This is a genomic window from Paenibacillus sp. FSL H7-0942 (genome assembly GCF_045040715.1).
In the GTDB taxonomy this organism is placed as follows: domain Bacteria; phylum Bacillota; class Bacilli; order Paenibacillales; family Paenibacillaceae; genus Paenibacillus; species Paenibacillus amylolyticus.
This window is the reverse complement of the sequence record NZ_CP150279.1, coordinates 2,028,504-2,044,359: the sequence shown is the minus strand read 5'-3', so window position 1 is coordinate 2,044,359 and position 15,856 is coordinate 2,028,504. Positions and strand designations below refer to the sequence as shown.

At 45.1% G+C, this 15,856-nt stretch carries 13 protein-coding genes; 1 reads left to right on the top strand and 12 read right to left on the bottom strand.

Going from position 1 to position 15,856, the window contains the following annotated elements; translation table 11 throughout:
- Positions 1 to 73 precede the first annotated feature (73 nt).
- From MHI48_RS09310 to MHI48_RS09285, 6 genes are all read right to left on the bottom strand, one after another.
- On the bottom strand, positions 74 to 1,090 hold the full coding sequence (locus tag MHI48_RS09310; protein WP_405143760.1) for a LacI family DNA-binding transcriptional regulator: 1,017 nt from the start codon (positions 1,088 to 1,090) through the stop codon (positions 74 to 76).
- Between the two features lie 77 nt (positions 1,091 to 1,167).
- Positions 1,168 to 3,333 (bottom strand): beta-glucosidase BglX, encoded by a 2,166-nt coding sequence (bglX, locus tag MHI48_RS09305; protein ID WP_405143758.1) that lies wholly within the window; start codon positions 3,331 to 3,333, stop codon positions 1,168 to 1,170.
- A 98-nt stretch (positions 3,334 to 3,431) separates the two neighbouring features.
- On the bottom strand, positions 3,432 to 5,027 hold the full coding sequence (locus MHI48_RS09300) for an ABC transporter substrate-binding protein (protein WP_036610025.1): 1,596 nt from the start codon (positions 5,025 to 5,027) through the stop codon (positions 3,432 to 3,434).
- 53 nt (positions 5,028 to 5,080) lie between these two features.
- Complete coding sequence (locus MHI48_RS09295; RefSeq protein ID WP_036610027.1) at positions 5,081 to 5,983, bottom strand: carbohydrate ABC transporter permease; 903 nt, start codon at positions 5,981 to 5,983, stop codon at positions 5,081 to 5,083.
- Positions 5,984 to 6,001: 18 nt separating this feature from the next.
- Positions 6,002 to 6,961, bottom strand: a complete 960-nt coding sequence (locus tag MHI48_RS09290) for a sugar ABC transporter permease (protein ID WP_017689585.1) — start codon at positions 6,959 to 6,961, stop codon at positions 6,002 to 6,004.
- A gap of 11 nt (positions 6,962 to 6,972) precedes the next feature.
- Positions 6,973 to 7,737: an alpha/beta hydrolase family protein gene (locus MHI48_RS09285; protein WP_036610029.1), complete on the bottom strand. Its 765-nt coding sequence runs from the start codon at positions 7,735 to 7,737 to the stop codon at positions 6,973 to 6,975.
- Positions 7,738 to 8,210: 473 nt separating this feature from the next.
- Between MHI48_RS09285 and MHI48_RS09280 the strand changes: the two genes are divergently transcribed.
- Positions 8,211 to 9,128 carry a serine hydrolase domain-containing protein gene (locus tag MHI48_RS09280; RefSeq protein WP_405143755.1) on the top strand — a complete coding sequence of 306 codons (918 nt, stop codon included), beginning with the start codon at positions 8,211 to 8,213 and terminating at the stop codon, positions 9,126 to 9,128.
- Between the two features lie 101 nt (positions 9,129 to 9,229).
- Here MHI48_RS09280 and MHI48_RS09275 read toward each other — a convergent pair whose 3' ends face one another.
- The 6 genes from MHI48_RS09275 to MHI48_RS09250 all read right to left on the bottom strand — a co-directional run bounded on the left by MHI48_RS09275 (position 9,230) and on the right by MHI48_RS09250 (position 15,842).
- A complete protein-coding gene (locus tag MHI48_RS09275) occupies positions 9,230 to 9,484 on the bottom strand; it encodes an AbrB/MazE/SpoVT family DNA-binding domain-containing protein (RefSeq protein ID WP_036610032.1) in 255 nt (84 codons plus the stop codon).
- A gap of 167 nt (positions 9,485 to 9,651) precedes the next feature.
- Positions 9,652 to 10,119, bottom strand: coding sequence for a tRNA (uridine(34)/cytosine(34)/5-carboxymethylaminomethyluridine(34)-2'-O)-methyltransferase TrmL (gene trmL / locus MHI48_RS09270; protein WP_017689589.1), 468 nt, complete (start codon positions 10,117 to 10,119; stop codon positions 9,652 to 9,654).
- A gap of 96 nt (positions 10,120 to 10,215) precedes the next feature.
- Complete coding sequence (gene serC, locus MHI48_RS09265; protein ID WP_036610035.1) at positions 10,216 to 11,304, bottom strand: 3-phosphoserine/phosphohydroxythreonine transaminase; 1,089 nt, start codon at positions 11,302 to 11,304, stop codon at positions 10,216 to 10,218.
- A 396-nt stretch (positions 11,305 to 11,700) separates the two neighbouring features.
- Positions 11,701 to 13,125 carry a type I glutamate--ammonia ligase gene (gene glnA / locus MHI48_RS09260; RefSeq protein ID WP_036669830.1) on the bottom strand — a complete coding sequence of 475 codons (1,425 nt, stop codon included), beginning with the start codon at positions 13,123 to 13,125 and terminating at the stop codon, positions 11,701 to 11,703.
- A 413-nt stretch (positions 13,126 to 13,538) separates the two neighbouring features.
- Positions 13,539 to 14,603, bottom strand: a complete 1,065-nt coding sequence (gene aroF / locus MHI48_RS09255; RefSeq protein ID WP_036610039.1) for a 3-deoxy-7-phosphoheptulonate synthase — start codon at positions 14,601 to 14,603, stop codon at positions 13,539 to 13,541.
- A gap of 285 nt (positions 14,604 to 14,888) precedes the next feature.
- Entirely contained in the window at positions 14,889 to 15,842 is a 954-nt protein-coding gene (locus tag MHI48_RS09250) for a 4-hydroxy-3-methylbut-2-enyl diphosphate reductase (protein WP_036669829.1), read from the bottom strand.
- Between the last annotated feature and the right edge of the window lie 14 nt (positions 15,843 to 15,856).

The following is a 15,856-nucleotide window of genomic DNA, read 5'->3' as shown; positions in this document are numbered from 1 at the left end:
TCGAAATAACAAGAGACAAGGCTTAAAAGAATGATTCGATTCTTCTAAGCCTTGTCTCTTGCTGTATTCGGGATCAATAGCTAACCACCCGGTCATTCCGCATAGATATAACAGAATCAGACGAAATAGGCCCACTCACCGACCCACCCTCAACTAATGTCACATAAATTCGTTCATGATCAACGGGTTCTCCAGCAATAATTTTGATCAATTGTTCAGCGGCGAGTGATCCCCACTTGCGCTTGGAATAATCAATGCTTGCCAATCTCGGCTGGACGTATTTGCTCAATTCAATATTGTCGAATCCGATGACATCAATCTCCTGACCAACGCCAAGTGCACTGTCTGCCAGACGATCACATAAGCCAATAGCCATCTCATCATTGAGGCAGAATACCGCTGCGGGTCCATCATACACCTGTACAATCTGATCTGCGGCTTGTTCTCCACCACTCTTCTCAAAATCTCCCGTGATCTCAATCCATTCCACATCGGCTTCACGTTCCGCAACCTGTCTCACAGCCTTTAAACGCTGCACAGAGTCAAACGAACCTTCCGGTCCTGTCACCACGTAGATTTTCTTATGTCCCTGTTCAATAAGATGTTCCATCGCAAGTGTTGCCCCGGCTTTGTTATCCAGCAGAACCTGATTAATGTTGGGATGATCCATCTCACGGTCCAATACAACGATTTTGTGCCCACGATCGGCATACTGCATTAGTTCCTCACTTGCAAACGTATGATCCAGAATAATCGCACCATCAATCATTCTCTCTGGAAGCATGCGATGGGATTGTTTACCACTGCACACGATCAGGTCATAACCTTGAGCATTACATACGGCTTTCATGCCACTCAGCAAGTCTCCATACACATCTCCTCTAAAATCGGTCAAGAATACACCTAGAATTTTGGATTCCCTCTTCTTCAGTGTTCTTGCTGCGGCATTTGGAACATAGTTCAGTTCTTTGGCAATGGCCAAAATTTTGGAACTCGTCTCATCGGTCACTTTGTTGCTGCCATTCAGCGCATATGACACAGTAGAGATGGAAACTCCCGCCTGTTTGGCGATATCCTTGATACTGACCACATTCTTCGCTCCCCTGTTATGTTCATCAGGCCTTCCATAACAAAAGGCCTGACACATTACTCTTTCCATTCATCAGATTAAACAAGTCTGAATGATTTCTTCTGAGTATCCCGACTGTTTGCACCCACAAGAATATGGAACTCGCCTCGATCACTGCGGTAGCTTAAGTCAGAATGATGATAACGAAGCTGTTCTTCATTTAACGTAAACGTGGCTGTACCACTCTCGCCTGGCGCCAGTGCAAGCTTCACATATCCTTTCAGCTCACGCATAGGACGAACGACTTCACCCGTTACATCACGAACGTACAACTGAACGGTCTCTACGCCTGCGCGCTCACCCGTGTTTGTTACATGTACTTGAATGCTCAGGGACTCTTCGGCAGTCATCTCGTTACTTGACACTTCAAGATCACCATAAGAGAACGAAGTGTATGAGAGACCATAACCGAACGGAAGCAAAGGTTCATTCGGGCTGTCAATGTATTTGGATACGTAACGTTCTTCCGTCTTCTCCGGGTTCAGTGGACGACCTGTATTGAAATGGTTGTAATAGACCGGAATCTGACCTACGGACTGCGGGAAAGACATCGTCAGACGTGCAGATGGATTCACTACACCTGTCAGAACATCTGCGATCGCTGCTCCGCCTTCACTACCTGGGAACCAGGCTTCAAGAACGGCATCCGATTCATCGATTACACCATGCAGATCCAATGGACGGCCGTTGAAAATAACGCTGGCAATAGGTTTTCCCGCTGCTTTGAGCTGTTTGACCAATTCCAATTGGGCTGCTGGCAGACGAATATCCGTGCGCGAGCCACCTTCTCCACTCATCTCGGAGTCTTCACCAAGAGCAAGGACAATCAGGTCTGCTTTGCTTGCCACTTCCAGGGCTTCGGCAATCTGCTCAGCTGTAATCGTATGAACATTACTGCCTTGAGCAAATTGAACTTTCCCACCCGTCAGGCGTTCTTGCAGAGCTGTTCCCAACTTAACTGCATCTTCCTTAACTCCTTCGCAGGACCACCAGCCCAAAATATCAGGACTCTGTGCAAAAGGACCAATAAGGGCAACATTAGCGTCAGGTTGAAGTGGAAGCAAGCTGTCATCATTCTTCAACAGGACAGCTGATTTCGTTGCCAGTTCATACGATACCTGACGGTGCTCTTTGGAGAATACAATCTCACATTCACGTTCAGGATCGGCTGCACGCAACGGATTGTCGAACAATCCCAGCTTTTCTTTCAGTTGCAGAATTCGCAGAACGGCTTCATCAATGAGTTTCTCATCCACTTCACCACTCTCAATCAGTTCAGGCACATGATGTACATAACAAGGTGTCATCATCTCCATATCTACTCCTGCGCGAATGGCACGATATGCCGCTTCACGATCATCTTCTGCAGCACCATGCGCAATCATTTCGCGAATGGATGCCCAATCCGAGATTAATACACCATCAAAGCCCCACTCGTCACGCAAAATGCCGCGCATTAACTTCTCATTGCCACTCGCCGGAATACCGTCAACCGTATTGAACGAAGTCATAACCATCTCCACGCCCGCATCCAACGCTGCTTTGTACGCTGGCAAATAGTACTCACGCAGGTTACGCTCAGACATGTCCACCGTATTGTAATCCCGACCACCCTCAGCCGCTCCATATGCCGCAAAGTGTTTAACACAGGCTGCAAGACGATCTGGCTCATCCTTCAAGCTGTCGCCCTGATATCCACGTACAAACGCAGCCGCGAACAAACTGTTCAGATAAGGATCTTCTCCTGTCGTTTCCATCACACGACCCCAGCGCGGGTCACGAACCAGATCCACCATAGGTGCAAAGGTAACATGCAAACCGGATACAGCTGATTCACGTGCTGCAATTTCAGCACTTTTCTCAGCCAGTTCTGTGTCCCATGAACAACCGATCGCGAGTGGAATCGGGAAAATGGTTTTGAATCCATGAACTACATCAGCCATGAACAAAAGCGGAATGCCCAATCGGCTTTTTTTCATATAAGCTTGCTGTACATCAATGATGGCCTGCGCACCGGACAACCCCAGAATGGACCCACTGGCATCCACGGACTGCTCCGTAATTCCCATCTCTTCCATCGGCCCTGTGATCTGACCTTCAACATTTGTTCCTTCATAAAAGTTGGCAGTCAACTGAAGAAGCTGAGCTGTTTTTTCCTCCAACGTCATCTGTTTTACCAGGTCTAACAACTGCTCGTTATTCATCTGATCGTATCCTCCACTACAAGTTGTTGAAATAAAGAACCCGGCTGCGTTCGGGGAGAGACCGCGCACCGGGTTCAAAATTAATTACTGAATGATTACTAGAATTTATCGTTTAGCTCATCCAGATAAGGTTGAACCAGGGACATTTTACTGTTTACCCATTCTTTCCAGTTTGCCTCTAGATCTCCGTTTTTGAGGATCAAGTTGGCATATTCATTCTGGTAGTCGAATGAAGCCTGACTCTTAGCTTTGGAATCGTACAGGTTGACATCCCAATCGTATGGTGCAAGCGATTTGCCTTCTGTACCGAGTTTTGCTTTTTCTTCGAACAATTTCACGGCTCTATCACGGTAATCTTTTTTGATTGCAGGGTTTACAACACTGAAGTCGTCACCGAGCAGGTACAGACCTTCGAAACGTGCTGGATATTTATCTTCCAATACCGTTCCTTCTGGCAACAAGCTAACGAGTTCGTTGTTTTCATCATATTTCCAATCTTTTCCTTCAAAGCCCATGTTGATGAGCAACTGTCCTTCTTTTGTTGCAGAGTAATCGATCAGATCCATGATCCGTTCGAATTTCTCGTCACTAATTTCCGGATTGAAGATCAATGCCGACCAGAAGTTGGCTTGCTCCATGTTACGGTATTTACCGTCATCGCCTACTACGATTGCTGTGTGTACCAGTTCATCACTATCTACACCCAGATTTTTTTTCATATCGGAATCCAGACCTTGTCTGTACGAAGCCAGTCCGCCCAGACTTGTTACAGCAGCTGTACCTGTTACTTTGAAGTTGTTTTGACCTTCATTGTTTTTCCATGTGTAGAACTCAGGATTGAGCAGTCCATCTTTGTAGGCTTTTTGCATCAATTTAAGTCCTGTCAGCGTTTCAGGATCTGCTGGTCCCCAGTGGAATTGGCCATCTTCACCTTTGTAGAACGGAGAGTCAGTCATGGCATGCACACTGTTTGGCATAATCATGTTTGTCATGGCATCTGCCGCATTGTAGGACAGAGGTACAAGTTTGTTACCCACTTTGCCTGGATCTTTTTCTTTTACTAGTGCAGCATATTCATTCAATTCGGTCGTTGTATAAGCATCTTTCAGTTCAAAACCAACCGCTTCAGCCCAGTCTTTACGAAGCGCAATGACACCAATTTGGTTCGTGAGTGGGTCAGCTGGTTTGTTCTCGAAGTAGATTGGTCTAGGCAGGACATATGTTCCACCTGTCAATTCTTCCAACTTGTCTCCAAGACCCGTCAAATTGTAAGCTGCTGCCACGTTAGGCCAGCGTTCTTTCCAGTCATCCGGGAATTTGTAGAACAAACCTTGTTCAATGCTGTTAATGGCATCGCCATGTACGTAGTTCCATACCGCTACATCCGGCAAGTCGCCAGAGTTGATCCACAGACGAAGCTTCTCGCCCCATGAATCCCAATCGATATAGTTGTAGTCCCAAGTTACATTAAATTTGTCTGTCCAGAACTTGTGGAAGTCATTATCCAGGTTCCCGTTTTTGATTTCTGTCAGGTTAGCTACAGAGATGGTCAGGTTGTCTTTGTAATTTCCCTCTGCATCTTTTTCGTTACCACCTGAAGCTCCTTGGCTGGAACAAGCTGTCACCATCAGCATAACTACACTAAGCGTGATGGCAAAGAGAGCTCTTACTGACAACTTTTTCTTCGTTTTCATGTTTTACCCCCATGTTTTTTAGTAGAATTTTATTGCAAAATCCTATACGTATATCAGGTCTTGATTGCCCCTGTTAATACCCCTTTGGCAAAGTGTTTTTGCAGCATTGGGAAGAAACACATAATTGGTACCATGGTGACAAATACGGCCGCCATCTTCATGCCCATTGAGAAGTTGCTTGCCTGGGCAGCATCCACACTGGATGCATTGGATGCATTCGTCGTAGATGTCACGATAATATTTCGGAGTACATTCTGGAGCGGTAACTGATCCGCTTTTCGAAGGAATATCATCGCATCATACCAACTGTTCCAGTAAGCCACACCGTAGAACAACGTGATTGTAGCCATAATTGGTGTAGCCAGCGGAAGAACAACGGAGAACAAAATTCTCCACTCTCCTGCTCCATCCAGTCTCGCCGATTCCATCAGCGATTCAGGCAAGGTGTAGAAGTAGTTCATCATCAGAATCATGTTAAACGCACTGAAGCTTCCCGCCAGGATAACGGACCACAGCGTACCTGTAAGATGAAGTGATTTCATGATCAGGTACAGTGGTACGATACCACCATTAAAGATCATGGTGAACAGTACCAGGAAAAAGAGAAATTTCTTAAACGGAAATTTGTTACGACTAAGGCCATATGCCATGCTTGTTGTCAGGAACAAGCTGAGTGGCAAACCGATGACTAGCAATATAATTGTATTTTTGTACCCCGTCAGAATCGTTCCGTCAGCGAACAATGCCTTGTAGGAATCCAATGTCCATTCTTTAGGGAACATCAAAAATGGATTGTCAGCATATTCTTTTTGTGTTGCAAACGAAATCATGATGACATTCCAGAACGGAATCAGGATCATCAGGGCAAGCACTAGTAATACGGCGAAAATAATGTAATCGAGAAGTGTCATTTTTTCTGTACCAATTCTCGGTTTTTTGTTAGCTTTCTTGCTCATCTCATTTTTCCTCCTCTCTTATCGGAACAAACCGTCTCCGCCAAGCCACTTGGCAAATCTGTCAGCAAGAAGCAGCAAGGCCATATTCACCAGGGAACGGAACAAGCTGACCGCTGTCGAGAATGAGAAATCGGTAGATGACTGGAACGTAATCCGATAGATATATACATCGAGTACTTCCGATACATTTTTGGTAGCAGCATTTGCCAAGTTGAAGATCTGGTCAAACCCGGAAGACATCAATCCACCAACCGAGAGAATAAACATGATTGTGATGGTTGGAAGGATGTTCGGTAAAGTAATTTTGAACATCTGTTGCATACGGGAAGCCCCATCAATCTGTGCTGATTCATACTGATCCTGATCAATACCGGATATGGCAGCCAGGAATATAATCGCGCCCCATCCACTTGATTTCCAAATATCAGTCAACAGCAACATTGGTACAAAGTTGGATTCGGACCCCAGGAAGTTAATCGTTGGCAATCCGAGTAATCCGAGCGCGCTATTTACCAGTCCGTCATATGCCAGCACATTGATGACTACCCCGGATACGATGATCCAGGACAGGAAGTGCGGGAATGTAAGAACGGTTTGGAATAATTTTTTTCCTCTGCGCATCCGCAATTCATTCAGCAACAGCGCCAGAATGATCGGGAACGGGAACTGAATAATCAGTTTCAGAATATTGATGTACAGCGTACGCCATACTGCGTCGATAAAGGTTGGATCACGGAAAACATATTTGAAGTTCTCGAATCCGCTCCATGGACTTCCCCAGATGCCCAGGTTGGCCTTGTAATCCTTGAATGCCAGAGACAGGCCACCCATCGGCATGTAGGCAAACAGAATTAGCCAGACAAGCCCCGGAATAAGCAGGGTGTATGTCATTCGGTGCTTCCAGATTTCAGTCCAGAGCGAATTGCCCTTCACGTTTCCCTTCAGCTTTTTGCTAGGTCCTTCGGCTGCAGGTTTCACATTGCATCTCCTCACTCTACTATGGTCTTGTCGTTGTACAGAAAATCAAACATCGTTCTCAGGTGGTGCTCCCAAAATTTCCATTCATGAGCCCCCGGCGTCTCCACATACCGAAAATCAAAGGCAGTCCCCTGCATGTATTTCGCATAGTCGCGATTCATCTCTACAAAGGGGTCACTATCGCCACAGCAACTGAGGATATCCGGTAAAGGAACACCCTGTTCCAGCAGCTTGGCCGACAGTGCGTAAATATCCTGATCGGCTTTTACCTGTAAACGTTCTCCAAAAACCGCTTTCATTTCCTTGATCATGGTCGCTGGCATATGGGGATCATGAAGCCGTGTCTGGATATCCGTTACGCCGGATAGAGACACTACTTTGCGATATCGCTCTGGATAAGTTAGTCCACATTTCAGTGCACCATATCCACCCATGGATAAACCTGCGACGTATGTTTTCTCCGGATCAGGATTCAGATTGAGCAGACGCTTGCATATTTCAGGTAACTCCTGAGTGATGTAGTGGAAGTAATTCAGGCCGTATTCCATATCGGTGTAATAGCTTCGATTCGCTTCCGGCATAATGATCGTACAGCCATATTGCGCCGCATACATCTCAATTGTGGTTAACCGTTGCCAGGTACTCGCATTATCGCCTGCCCCGTGCAACAGATATAGTGTACCGCCTGAAGTCTCTCCGGAGTCACTGGACACAACATGTATGCTGGTATTCATGCATAAGGTTGGCGATCCAGTTTCGATCGTTATATGTGCCATAAATGTAACTCCTCTCATCATCGCCTGCTGTCTTTACTCATTCGTTTCTCTGGCGTTGGATTGCAGGCTGTTGTAGATTCCCTTGTATTACGATGGGTTATCGAAACGATTTTCTCGAATCGTTTCAAAACATAGCCAACGTTGATTCACATGGACTTCATTACAACACTTTTAATGTGGAAGCGATTTCTTCGAATCGTTTCGAATAAATCATAAGCCCGATGAGTAAATCCTGTCAATAACCTTTTTACAAATTTCGCGTTTTTTTCTCGAAAAAATGCTCTTTTAAGTCTAAATTTGCGTCCAAAGACACTATTATTACGAAAAAATGAAGATTTAGTAAGTACTATTACAACTTTAATTGACACCAAACCAGGTTTATACTAACATGGGTTCTGATTTTGCATTCGAATTACGGAAACGTTTCACCAACCGATTTTACTCAGGTTTCACCTGATATTAGGGAGGTTAATATGTCTGAGCAACTCAAAGGTTTCATTCATACGATTACGGAGCAACAATTGAACGTTTTTTCCATTCGCATATTACAAAAAGGGCATCTGCTTGCCCATTGGGACCGGGATAAGGATCAGCGCAGGGTACAACATTCCATCAGTAAATCCTTCACGTGTATGGCCGTTGGTCTTGCGCTTGAAGAAGGTCTGATACATCTGGATGCGACACTTGGTGATTATTTCTCTTATGATCATGCACCCGTTGCACAACGCAATCTCCCATCGCCGCAAGAATTGAGACTGCGTGATCTTCTCCGAATGACTTCGGGTCATGACTCTCCCCCTCTTTGGGCTGATGAACGAGCTTCATTGACCGAAAAGGACTGGGCGAAATATTATATGTCTCTGCCTCTGGACCGGGTACCTGGAGAACAATTTACATATAGCAGCGGGGATACGTTTATGATCTCGGCCATGCTACAGGCTGCTACCGGCCAAACCGTGAAAGATTACCTGACTCCACGATTATTTGATCCACTTGGCATTCATGATGTAGAGTGGGAAACCTCTCCACTGGGGGTAACACTTGGCTGTGCAGGTCTTTGGATAAGTAATGAGGAACTGAGTCGATTTGGACAGTTACTGCTGCAAGAGGGCCATTGGGAAGGCACACAGCTTGTACCTGCAGATTGGATTCGACAGGCTACGTCCCAGCAGATCGAAACGACTGGAGAAGGAGATTGGGGAAAAGGTTACGGGTATCAGTTCTGGATGTGTTCTCATGACGCTTACCGCGCCGATGGTGCCTATGGTCAGTTGTGTATCATAATTCCCTCAAAGGAAGCTGTCATATGTATTAATAGTGAGGAAGAAAATATGCAAGGCATCCTGAATGCCGTGTGGAATGAGGTTTTACCCCTTTACACCCAGCGTTAGTATACGTATTTTATCTTTTTTTCAAATTGCAATTATGCCATTCAATTGAGAATAAAACAAAAAAAACGCCACGGGGTCAATGGACCCCATGACGTTATTTCTTATCCGTGTTGTGGAAGCTGAGTCATTTCATCTAAACATTGTGCGCATATGTAACGCTCTTTGAACTCGTTGACTTCCTCGATGGATCCGCAGAAAATACATTTTGGACGATATCTCTCCAAGATAATATGGTCCCCTTGTACTAAGATCTCTACAGGATCTCCCTCATTCATTTGATACCTTTTACGCAAAGATTTAGGCAATACGATCCTACCTAATTGGTCAACTTTGCGAACTACTCCAGCTGGCTTCATAGCTACGGCACACCTCTCCTATCTTACTCTAAATTTCTAGGTACATTTGTACTATGTTTATAGATTCGCCAAGATTTTGTCGAATCCTGCTGGAAATAAACATTTTTTGTCCTTTTTTTTGAAAAATGTTTTTTTTCCGAATTCTAGCCGTCATTTATAACCAAATTTTATCCTTCTAACCCCGGGAAATTGAGCTGGCGTAACGCTTCATATACAATAATTGCTGCCGAATTGGACAGATTTAATGATCTAACGTCACCAGTCATTGGCATTTTCATGCATGTATCGGGATTCGCAGCAATTAATTCAGGTGGCAGGCCTTTAGTCTCTTTACCAAAAACGAGGAAATCCCCATCCTGAAAATTAAAATCACTGTATCGGTTCTTGGCCTTCGTAGTTGCATAGAAGAAACGACCTTCCGGATATTTTTCCTGAACCTCAGCAAATGAGTCGTGGTATTCAATATGGACAGCATGCCAGTAATCCAGCCCTGCACGTTTCAATGTAGCATCATCTGTTCGAAATCCAAGTGGACGTACGAGATGCAGATGGGTACCGGTTGCCGCACAAGTACGCGAAATATTGCCTGTGTTCGCCGGAATTTCTGGTTCAACCAGAACGATGTGTAAAGCCATATGTGTTCAATCTCCTTTTCATTTCATGTTGACGACAACCCTCTAATCTTAAAGAAAAGCCCTCCACACGTCAATGTGGAAGGCTCCTATACTTAATTATCCATTTGTCTTCTGGAAGTGGCTCATGAAGTCTGTCAGTGCCTTAACACTTTCATAAGGAGCAGCATTATAAATGGAGGCACGGAGACCACCCACACTGCGATGTCCTTTCAAACCTACAAATCCTTCTTCCTCCGAAGCCTTGATGAACTTTTTCTCCAATTCTTCAGAAGCAAGACGGAAGGTTACATTCATGAGGGAACGATCTTCTTGTTCCACACAACCACGGTAGAAATCACCGGAACCATCAATTGTGTTATAGAGCAATTCCGCTTTTTTCGTATTTTTTTGCTCAATACCAGCCAGTCCGCCCTGTTCTTCAATCCATTTCAATACTTCATTCACCATATATACTGAGAAGGATGGTGGCGTATTGTACAGGGAATTGTTATCTACATGTGTGCTGTAACGAAGCATGGTTGGAATCGTTTTAGGCGATTCGCTCACCAGTTCCTCACGAGCAATTACAACCGTAATTCCGGATGGACCCAGGTTCTTCTGTGCACCCGCGTAGATCATGCCGAACTGATTAAGATCAAATGGTTTACAGAAAATATCACTCGACATGTCCGCAATCAGAGGTACTGAACCGGTATCCGGGAACGACTTGAATTGCGTACCTTCGATCGTTTCGTTGGAAGTCAGATGCACATAAGCCGTACGTTCTGGCAAACTCAGATTCGAAACATCCGGCAATTTCATAAATTTCTCTGCTTCCGAAGATGCAGCAACATGTGTCTCGCCGATCAACTTCGCCTCAGACAGAGCCTTCTTCGCCCAGCTGCCAGTCATCACGTAACTTGCAGTCTGCCCTGCACCGAGCAGGTTCATTGGCAACATCGCGAACTGAGTGCTTGCACCGCCCTGCAGAAAGAGAACCTTGTATCCTTTTGGACTGCCTAGAAGCGACAACAACCGCTCCTGAGCTTCATTATGTACAGACTCATACACCGCTCCACGGTGAGACATCTCCATAATCGACATGCCTGTATTACGAAAATCTACAAATTCCGCCTGTGCACGCTCCAGTACCTCAAGTGGTAACGCCGCAGGTCCTGCATTAAAGTTATACGCTCTTTTTGTCACAAAATCCCCCGCCCTTTCCATCCGTAACTCTGACATACAAACAGCATTTTGCACAATTCGATTAGAATCGCTCACGGTATAAGAGTTGGACAGGAAGAAGCATCCTGATCCAACCAACGTATAGACAAATTGAAACATTTTGATCTATATCTTACTTATTGAAAGTCGCTCTATGGATTTGTGCAAAATGCACTCAAAGTGAATATTATCGCTATGATATCAGTATTCTCTATCTGCTTCAAGGGCAATATGCACTGAAGTGTTGAATTCAGGTCATCAAATTCCTTTATCACCCTGCAAAGTTAAAGCACTACATTGTTTAATTCAAGGAAAAGCCTCCGAGAGCGTGTCCCGGAGGCTTTAAGTTGGAACAAGAACTGTTCCGACCCCGACCGATTAGCAGTCGAAGTAGAGGCTGTACTCGTGCGGATGAATGCGGATCGCTACTGCTTTCGCTTCATCACGTTTGAGGTTGATGTAGTTATCAAGGAAGTCTTTCGTGAATACGCCGCCTTCAGTCAAGAACTCGTTGTCAGCTGCCAGAGCATCAAGTGCTTCTTCCAGGGAAGCTGGCACACTGCGGATGTTTTCTTTATCTGCATCAGACAGGTCATAGATGTTTTTATCGAGCGGACCATATCCAAGCTCAGTTGGGTTAATTTTGCGTTTGATTCCATCCAGACCCGCCATCAACATTGCGGAGAATGCCAAGTATGGGTTAGCTGTGGAGTCTGGTGTACGGAACTCGATACGACAACCTTTTGGTGTCACAGCTGCAACCGGAATACGAACTGCTGCGGAACGGTTACCTTTGGAGTAAACCAAGTTAACTGGTGCTTCGTAACCAGGTACAAGACGTTTGAATGAGTTTGTACTAGGGTTAGTCAAAGCGATCAGTGCCGGAGCATGGTACAGAATACCTCCGATGTAGTGCAGAGCCATTTCACTCAGGTTAGCATATCCCGCTTTGTCATAGAACAATGGGGAATCGCCATCAAAGATGGATTGGTGAACGTGCATTCCGCTACCATTATCACCGAACAATGGTTTTGGCATGAATGTTGCTACTTTGCCATATTGACGTGCAGTGTTGTGCACGATGTATTTGTATGCAAGCAGGTTATCTGCTGTTTTCTTCAGTGTATCAAAACGGAAGTTGATTTCGGCTTGACCCGCTGTCGCCACTTCATGGTGATGACGCTCGATTGACAGGCCAGCTTCTTCCAAAAGGCGACACATTTCGCTACGAATATCTTGTTGTGTATCCACTGGTGCTACTGGAACATATCCGCCTTTAGTACGAACTTTGAAGCCCAGGTTTCCGCCTTCTTCCTGACGGTTGGTATTCCAAGAAGCTTCTTCTGAATCTACGAAGTAGGAAGAGCTGTTCGTGCCGCTCTCATAACGAACATCGTCGAAGATGAAGAACTCGGATTCAGGTGCGAAGAATGCTGTTGTACCTACGCCGCTTTCTTGCAGGAAAGCTTCTGCTTTAACAGCGATACTACGTGGGTCACGCTCATAACGCTCGCCATCCGGAGTGAAGATATCACACATAACATTCAATGTAGGGTGTGCAGTGAACGGATCGACATAAGTCGCTTCAGGGTCTGGCATCATAACCATATCGGACTCTTCAATTCCGCGGAAACCTTGGATAGAAGAACCGTCAAAAGCTACTCCATTTACGAACGTGTCTGCATCCACAGCCGAAGCTGGCAACGAGATGTGATGTGCACGACCAGCTAAATCTACAAAACGAAAATCTACCCACTCGATGTTGTTCTCTTGAATTGATTTCAATACGTTTTCAACCGACATGTATTCGTCCTCCCAAATATTCCGAACATTAAACAACCCCACTAAGAAAATGTCTAAATTCGAATTTTTTTCTGTCGTCATTATAAATTTTAAAACATGACATCGTCAATACTTATGTAAGGTATTTTTTGAAGGGATGTTAGATATACTCACACTTTATAAATAACATAAATTCATATAACAACTAGTTTTATATACATTTAACTGGTTTAATGCGGTAAAGCGCCCTCTATTTTAACCTAAATCATGGGAAAAACTTCACATCATAAATGTTTCTTATCACTATTGATTAATAAATACGTTCAAAACTGCACAATATGCAAAAAACCGAGCATCTATCTGATTCCGTTGCAATGAACGAGATCAGAGGAGATGCCCGGATGATGATCCAGACCTTGACTATGAAATTCTTATTACACGCCTACACGTGCCGGGAAAAATTCTGCCGGTTGTTTGGCAGTGCTGAATGATTTACCCACGATTGGTGCCAATTTCTCCAGATCCTGCAACAGGTTAGCGAATTGGTCAGGGAACAAGGATTGCACACCATCTCCTGTCATGGAGTTATCCGGATCGGTATGCATTTCAATGATCAGGCCATTGGCACCCGCAGCAACGGAAGCTTTTGTCATCGGTTCCACCAGTTCACGTCGTCCAGTACCATGGCTCGGGTCAGAAATAACCGGCAAATGGCTCAGGGACTGCAGAACAGGGATCGCTGACAGATCCAACGTATTCCGTGTGTAGGATTCAAACGTACGAATACCACGTTCACACAGCATAACATTTGGGTTACCACCCGCAAGAATGTATTCAGCCGCATTCAACAATTCATCGTATGTCGCACTGAAACCACGTTTCAACAATACGGGTTTACCACACTCGCCCAATTTGCGGAGCAGGTCAAAGTTCTGCATGTTACGTGTACCTACTTGCAGAATATCTGCGTACTCGGCGCAAATATCCACATACTCAGGTGTCATGACTTCAGTAATGGTCAGCAGGTCATGTTTCTTGCCTGCTTCCGCCATCATGATCAATCCCTCTACGCCCGTTCCCTGGAAGCTGTAAGGACCCGTACGAGGCTTAAATGCTCCCCCACGTAACACTTGCCCACCAGCAGCTTTCACAAGCCCGGCAATCTCATCAATCTGTGCAGCGGATTCAACCGCACATGGTCCGCCCATGACAACAAGTTCTTTTCCGCCGATATCTACACCTTTGATGGAGATCACCGTATCTTCCGGATGGAAGTCACGACTTGCCAATTTGTAAGACTTCGAGATTTTAACGACATTCTCGACACCTTTCATTTGGCGAAGATGCTCTTGCATTTTAGGTTCAACTTTACCAATCAAACCAATGATAGTACGATCCTCTCCGCGAGAGATATGCACCTGAAGCCCTTCTTTTTCAATAACTGCAACGATATCCTGAATCTGTTCCTCCGGTGTAGCTTTGCCTGCAATAACGATCATATTAATTCCCATCCTTCCTTGTATGAGAGCACAATCATTTCTTAATGTGCGTCTGATTAAATTTAAAAATTCTGTCGCGCTTAAACGCTTGTTCGCTTTTAAGCTTTTATCCGTTAAAGTGAATATACCATAGTTATCTGATTGCGTCAAGGTACACACTCCTTATCCATATACAAAAAAAGAATCCTGCTCCACAGGCTCCGACATTCGGATCTGCATAACAGGATTCTTCTCATTCACATCTCGTTTTTAATTCACATACAGTTAGACTTACTTTTACATTTCCTAAGGTGTACGTGTTTTTTCTCTAACTGGAGGCAACAGTTTGCTCATGTTCACGGTACGTTTGATCTCCCACGTCTCCGGCTTGTCATGTTCATACTGTTCCAGGTAAAGGATGACTTCTTTCGTGATCGGCGTTGGTGTTGATGCACCCGAAGTAACCGCCACCTTATTTACACCTTTCAGCCATTCTTGCTGAATCTCGGAAACATCAGATACACGGTAGGCCGTAACACCCGCAATCTCCTCCGACACTTGTGCCAGACGGTTAGAGTTATTGCTGCGAGGATCACCCACCACGATAACCAGGTCCGATTGACCTGCCTGTTCCGCTACAGCTTCCTGACGAACCTGAGTTGCAAGGCAAATCTCATTATGAATCTCTGCGCCCGGAAACTTCTCCAGCAGACGGCTCATAATGTGTTTAATATCCCACTGGCTCATCGTTGTCTGATTCGTAATAAGGATTTTGCCTGGAGATACGTTCAGTTCTTCGATCTCTTCTTCCTTCTCGATCAGATGAACGAGATCTGGTGCAACACCAACGGCACCTTCTGGTTCAGGGTGATTCTTTTTGCCGATATAGATGATCTGATAACCCTCTGCCGTCTTCTCCCGAATGAGATCATGTGTCTTGGTGACATCAGGGCATGTTGCATCCACTGTTGTCAATCCTTTGTCCCGTGCCAACTTGCGCACTTCAGGAGATACACCATGAGCTGTGAAAATAATCGTGCCACTCTCCACTTGGCTCAAAATATCCATCCGGTTCGGACCATCCAATGTAATAATACCTTCATCTTCAAAGGAATCCGTCACATGTTGGTTATGCACAATCATACCCAATATATAAATAGGTCGTGGTAAATCCAGATTGCGTGCCGCTTGACGCGCGAGCACCATCGCATCCACAACGCCGTAACAATATCCCCGCGGCGAAATTCGTAGTACTTCCACTTGGTTGCCACCCG